General features: G+C 76.7%; 5 protein-coding genes. 2 read left to right on the top strand and 3 right to left on the bottom strand.

Going from position 1 to position 6,217, the window contains the following annotated elements; genetic code table 11:
• The first annotated feature begins 793 nt into the window (after nt 1–793).
• Nucleotides 794–2,788, top strand: coding sequence for an acetoacetate--CoA ligase (locus ACI79X_RS23330; protein WP_457027808.1), 1,995 nt, complete (start codon nt 794–796; stop codon nt 2,786–2,788).
• Nucleotides 2,789–2,818: 30 nt separating this feature from the next.
• On the opposite strand, the gene ACI79X_RS23325 is transcribed toward ACI79X_RS23330, so the two are convergent.
• The 3 genes from ACI79X_RS23325 to ACI79X_RS23315 are packed head-to-tail and all read right to left on the bottom strand — an operon-like array spanning nt 2,819 to nt 4,676.
• Complete coding sequence (locus ACI79X_RS23325; protein ID WP_457027807.1) at nt 2,819–3,475, bottom strand: NUDIX domain-containing protein; 657 nt, start codon at nt 3,473–3,475, stop codon at nt 2,819–2,821.
• A gap of 32 nt (nt 3,476–3,507) precedes the next feature.
• Nucleotides 3,508–3,879: a DUF4406 domain-containing protein gene (locus ACI79X_RS23320; RefSeq protein ID WP_457027806.1), complete on the bottom strand. Its 372-nt coding sequence runs from the start codon at nt 3,877–3,879 to the stop codon at nt 3,508–3,510.
• Nucleotides 3,876–4,676, bottom strand: a complete 801-nt coding sequence (locus ACI79X_RS23315; RefSeq protein WP_457027805.1) for a DeoR/GlpR family DNA-binding transcription regulator — start codon at nt 4,674–4,676, stop codon at nt 3,876–3,878. The genes ACI79X_RS23320 and ACI79X_RS23315 overlap by 4 nt, the downstream gene beginning before the upstream one ends.
• Before the next feature lie 177 nt (nt 4,677–4,853).
• On the opposite strand from ACI79X_RS23315, the gene ACI79X_RS23310 reads away from it, so the two are divergent.
• On the top strand, nt 4,854–6,110 hold the full coding sequence (locus ACI79X_RS23310; RefSeq protein WP_457027804.1) for an acyl-CoA dehydrogenase family protein: 1,257 nt from the start codon (nt 4,854–4,856) through the stop codon (nt 6,108–6,110).
• Nucleotides 6,111–6,217: the final 107 nt, after the last annotated feature.

Genomic DNA, 6,217 nt, shown 5'->3' with positions numbered 1-6,217 from the left:
CCCCCCCCCCCCCCCCCCCCCCCCCCCCCCCCCCCCCCCCCCCCCCCCCCCCCCCCCCCCCCCCCCCCGCCCCCCCCCCCCCCCCCCCCCCCCCCCCCCCCCCCCGCCGGGAGGGCGGCCCCGTCCCCGGGGACGTCGGCGTCGTCGGCGACGGCCCCGGGGACGGTGGCGGGAGCCTCGGCGGCCGGGACCGGCGCCGAGGGGACGAGGACGTCGGGCACGGGCGCCAGGACGCCGGTCACCGGGGCCAGCGCGTCGGTCACCGGCGCCAGGGCCTCCGTCACCGGGGCGAGTGCCTGTGTCACCGGCGTCAGCGGCCGCGCCACCGGGGCTGCCACGTCCCGCAGCGGCTCGGACACCGGCGCAACGATGTCGGCGACGGCCTGCACGACCGGTTCGACGGGGGCCAGGACGGGCGCGAGCGGCTCCGTCACCTCCCCGAGCACGGTCCCCACCGGGGCGGTCACCGCGCCGAGCGGGGCGCCGGGTGGGGTCTCGTCGGCGGAGGCGCCCGACGAGCCGGCCAGCCACAGCCCGGCGCCGAGCCCGGCGACGAGGACGGCGCGACCGCCCCACCGGCGCAGGCGGGCGCGACGGCCCGCCCGGACGGACAGCTCGGCCATCGCACCTCCCCCGGTGCCGTAGTGACGATCTGCACACGGATTGGAGCGGAGCGTCACCGGTGCCCGGCAGTCCCCCGATGGGAGGAGATCCGCTGACGGAACGTGACCGTCCGGTCCGTTCCGGACGGGCCGGTCACCCGATGGGCGCGCCGCGGTGGCAGGCTCCCGACGTGACCGTCGACACTCCCGGCGCCCCCGTCCTCTGGCAGCCCACCCGGGGAACGAAGGAGGCCACCCGGCTCGCCGCCTTCGCCCGCGAGGTCGCGCAGCGGCGGGGCCTGGACCTCGACCCGACCGACTACGACGCGATCTGGCACTGGTCGGTCGAGCACCTCGACCAGTTCTGGGCCGACGTCGCCGTCTGGTCCGGCGTGCTCGACCGGGTGCCCGACGACCGCGTGCTCACCCGGCGGGGGATGCCCGGCGCCGAGTGGTTCCCGGGGACGACGGTCAACTACGCCGAGCAGGCGCTGCGGCACGCGGCCGACGGGGCCGTCCACCCCGACGACGCGGCGCTGGTGGCGGTCGCCGAGGACGCCGAGCCGGTCGAGGTCTCCTGGGCGCAGCTGCGCGGGCAGGTCGGTGCGTTCGCCGCCACCCTGCGCCGGCTCGGCGTGCGGCGCGGCGACCGCGTGGCCGGCTACCTGCCCAACGTGCCCGAGGCCGTCGTCGCCTTCCTGGGCGCCGCCTCGATCGGCGCGGTCTGGTCCTCGTGCGCGCCCGACTTCGGCACCCGTGCCGTCCTGGACCGGTTCGCCCAGATCGAGCCGACGGTGCTGGTGGCCGTCGACGGCTACCGGTTCAACGGGCGTGCGCACGACCGGCGCGAGGTGGTCGCCGAGCTGCGCGCCGCGCTGCCCACCGTGCGCGCGACGGTCGCCGTCCCCCGGCTGTTCCCGGGCGAGGTGCCCGACGGCGCGCTGGACTGGGCCGACGCGGTCGCCGACCGGCGGGAGCCGGAGTTCGAGCCGCTGCCGTTCGACCACCCGCTGTGGATCGTCTACTCCTCGGGCACCACCGGCCTGCCCAAGGGGATCGTGCACGGCCACGGCGGGGTCGTCCTCGAGCAGCACAAGCAGCTGGGCCTGCACGGCGACGTCGGCCCCGGCGACCGCTTCTACTGGTACGCCTCCACCGCCTGGATCATGTGGAACATCGCCACCTCGGCGCTGCTGCGCGGCGCCACCGTGGTCGTCCACGACGGCGCGCCCGCGTACCCCTCGGTCGACGCGCAGTTCGCCCTCGCCGCCCGCACCGGCATCACCTACCTCGGCACCAGCGCCGGCTACCTCATCGCCTGCGAGAAGGCGGGGATCCGGCCGGGGGAGACCCACGACCTGTCGGCGCTGCGCGTCATCGGCTCCACCGGCTCACCGCTGCCGGCCTCGGCCTACTCCTGGGTGTACGACGCCGTGCGCGACGACGTCTTCCTGAGCTCGGCCTCCGGCGGCACCGACGTCGCCACCGGGTTCATCGGCAGCTCGCTGCTGCTCCCGGTGACCGCCGGCGAGCTGCAGCGGCCGATGCTCGGCGTCGCGGCGGCGGCGTGGAACGAGGTCGGCGAGCCGGTGGTGGGTGAGCTCGGCGAGCTGGTGATCACCGAGCCGATGCCGTCGATGCCGCTGTACTTCTGGAACGACCCCGACGGCGTCCGCTACCGCGAGGCCTACTTCGAGCCGTGGCCGGGCGTCTGGCGGCACGGGGACTGGATGGAGGTCACCGACCGCGGCACCTGTGTGATCACCGGCCGGTCGGACTCCACGCTCAACCGCGGCGGCGTGCGCATGGGCACCGCCGACATCTACGCCGCCGTCGAGAGCTTCCCCGAGGTCGCCGACTGCGTCGTCCTGGGCGTCGAGCAGCGCGACGGCGGCTACTGGATGCCGCTGTTCGTCCAGCTCGCCCCGGGCGCCGAGCTCACCGACGATCTGCGGGAGCGCATCCGCGCGGCCATCCGCAGCTCGGCGAGCCCGCGGCACGTGCCCGACGAGATCCTCGTGGCGCCCGGTGTGCCGCACACCCGCACGGGCAAGCGCCTGGAGGTGCCGCTCAAGCGGCTGTTCCAGGGCGTGTCGCCGGAGAAGGCGGTGAACCCCGGGGCCGTGGACGACGCGTCGCTGGTCGAGCACTACGTGGCCCTGGCCCGGGAGCGCGGCTCGCGCTGAGCGCGCCCCCGGGCGGGGCCGCCGCCGGGGTCAGGGGCGGCGGAACGGGCCGCGCAGCACGGCCCACTGCAGCAGCATGATCGTCTTCGCGTCGGCGATCCGGCCGTCGTCGACCATGGCCAGCGCCTCGTCGACGTCGAGCTCGAGCACCTCGATGTCCTCGCCCTCCTCGGCCACCCCGCCGCCGGCGGACACCCGGTCGGCCGGGGTGTAGGGCGCGGCGAAGCAGACGACGCGCTCGGTCACGGAGCCCGGGCTGGTGAAGACGTCGAAGACGCGCGTCACCTCGCCGACGGCGACGCCGAGCTCCTCGGCCGCCTCGCGCCGGACCGCGGTCTCGGCGTCCTGCTCGTCGAGCAGCCCGGCGGCGGCCTCGACGAGCATCCCGTCGGGGGAGCCGTTGACGTAGGCGGGGAAGCGGAACTGCCGGGTGAGCAGCACGGTGCGCCGGGCGACGTCGTAGGGGAGCAGCGCGGCGCCGTTGCCGCGGTCGTAGGTCTCGCGCTGCTCGGTGGTCCACCGGCCGTCGCGGCGCCGCTGGTCGAAGGTGGTCCGGCGCAGCACGTGCCAGGCCGCGGCCAGCAGCTCGACGTCGCGGACGACGACGCCGGGGTTGCCGGTGAGGTCGCGGCCCGCCCGGTCGAGGCCGGTGCGGCCCCGGTGGTCGGGGACGTCGAGCCCGGGCACGCCCGGAGCCCGGGGTCCGCCCGGCACGCCGGTCACGCCGCCACCGCCGGGACCTCGCCGACGCTCGTGTAGACCGCCGCGCCGTGGGCCCGGGCCAGCTCCACCATCTCGTCGGCGCCGGCGGAGGTGCCGGGCAGGCGCAGGACGGCGTCGCAGCGGGCCACCAGCCGCCGGCCCATCGGGTGGAACACCTCGTCGAAGGCGGCGTCGCCGACGCGGGTCGAGCCGGCCAGCTCCGCCAGGGGCAGCGCCAGGTCCTCGCCGTTGACGGCGAGGTGCCCGGCGCGGAACAGCTCCAGGCAGGCCAGCTGGATGGCGCGGTGGTTGGCCGCGATCTTCTCCGGGTCGTCGCCGGTGCCCCCGCGGTAGGGGCCGGCCACCAGGATCATCAGGGGTTGCGTCACGACAGGTCGACCTCCACGCCGGCGTCGTCGAGCGCGGCCAGGGTGTCCTGGGCCGCGGGGGTGAGCTGGGGATCGCGGGCGCTGGCGTCGGTGACCAGCCGCCCGACGGCGGGCAGCGGCGCGACCGAGGCGAAGGCGCGCACGCCGAGCTTCGAGGCGTCGGCGACGACGAGCGTCTCCCGCGCCTGCTCGAGGCCGACCTGCTTCACGGCGGCGTCCTCGAGGGTGAACTCCGACCAGCCGGCCCGGGCGTCGACCGCCCCGATCGACATGACGAACAGGTCGAAGGTGAGCTGCCGCAGCACCGCGGCGGTGAGCGGCCCGGCCAGGCTGCGCTCGCCCGGCCGCGCCTCGCCGCCGACGACGAGCAGCCGCACGCCCGGCCGGTCGGCCAGCGCCTCGGCGACCGGCAGGCTGACGACGGCGGCGGTGAACGGGCCCTCGCCCGCGGCCGCCCGGTCCGCCAGTGCGCGGGCCACGTGCACCGTCGTCGTCCCGGCGTCGAGCAGGACCGTGGCCCCGGACGGCACCCGGGCGGCGGCCGCCCGGCCGATCCGGTCCTTGATCCCGGCCTGCCAGCCGGCGCGGGCGGCGAACCCGGCGGCGCTCTCGGGCTCGGCGACGGCGACCGCGCCGCCGCGGACCCGCTCCACGAGCCCGCGGGACTGCAGCGCGTCGAGGTCGCGGCGCACGGTCATCTCGGAGACGCCGAGACGGGCGGCGAGGTCGGTGAGGGACACCCGGCCGGCGTTGCGCACGAGCCGCAGCGTCACGTCGAGTCGGTCGGGGACGGCCACGGGACAGTTCCTACCAGGCCCGTGTGAGATCTGTGAAGTAGTTGTTCGATGGGTGCTCACCGACGTGCCGTCGGTCACGCTCCCGCGGGTGCGCCCTGCAGGTCAGGGGCGCGGCGCGCATGGTGGGCAGACGCCCTGACCGCGATCCCCACCGCGACGGAGAGAGGCCCCACGACGATGACGTCGACCCCGGACCGCCCCGCCGAGCTGCTCGAGCCGGCCCCGCCCGCGCTCCTGCCGCCGTGGCACACCCCCGAGCGCGAGGCGCTGCAGGAGCAGGCCCGCCGCTTCGCGTACGACGAGGTGCTGCCGGTCGCGAACGAGCTCGACCCGCAGAAGGGCCTGCTCCCGGAGTCGCTGCTGGCCCGCATGGCCGCGCTCGGGTACTTCGGCATCACGGTGCCCACCGAGCACGGTGGCCTGGGCCTCGGCGTCTTCGAGTACTGCATGGTCTCCGAGGAGCTGGCCCGCGCCTGGATGAGCAGCGCGAGCATCCTCGCCCGCTCGCAGGGTCTCGGGACGGCGGTGGCCGACCCCGCCCGGCGCGGGGAGCTGCTGCGGCGCAGCGCGGAGGGCGGGTGGATCGGCGCGATCGCGCTGTCCGAGCCCGACGCCGGCTCCGACCTCGCCGGCGTCACCACCCGGGCGGTCCTCGACGGCGACGAGTGGGTGGTCACCGGCCACAAGCGCTGGTGCGGCAACGCCGAGGCCGCCGACTTCATCCAGGTGCTCGTGCGCGAGCGCGACCCCGAGCCGGGGGAGTCCCGGTCGAGGGGCCTGGTCAACCTCCTGCTGGAGAAGGACCGCGGCTCCTTCCCGCCCGGCCTCACCGGCACCCCGATCGACAAGATCGGCTACCACGGCTTCCTCACCTGGGACCTGGTCTTCGACGGCGTGCGCATCCCGCGGGAGAACGTCGTCGACGAGGCGGCCGCCAGCGGCGAGCAGGGGGAGGCGGCGAAGCGCGCCGGGTGGGCGCAGGCGCAGCGGTTCCTGGACACCGCGCGGGTGCACACCGCCGCCCGCGCCGTCGGGCTCGCCCGGGCCGCGCTCGAGGACTCCGTGGTGTACCTGCAGGAGCGCGAGCAGTTCGGCCACCCGATCGGCGACTTCCAGGCGCTGCGCTTCGCCGTCGCGGAGATGGCGGCGCAGGTCGAGCAGGCCCGGGCCTTTTACCGGCAGGTGGCGCACCTGATCGACCTCGGCGTCCGCTGCGAGCGGGAGGCGTCGATGGTGAAGCTCGAGGCCACCGAGATGGCGGTGCGGGTGACCAACCAGGCCATGCAGCTGCACGGCGGCAACGGCTACACCACCGAGCGGCAGGTCGAGCGGCACTGGCGCGACGCCCGGCTGACCACGATCTTCGAGGGCACCAGCGAGATCCAGAAGCGGATCATCAGCGACCGCATGCTGCCGCGCTCGCCGCTCACCTAGTCGTCCGGAGCGCGGGGGGGGGGGGGGGGGGGGGGGGGGGGGGGGGGGGGGGGGGGGGGGGGGGGGGGGGGGGGGCGCGGGGGGCGCCGCGGCTGGCGGCAGCGGGC

The sequence above is a fragment of the Geodermatophilus sp. SYSU D01119 genome (assembly GCF_054049975.1).
This window is presented reverse-complemented; position numbering and strand designations above follow the sequence as displayed.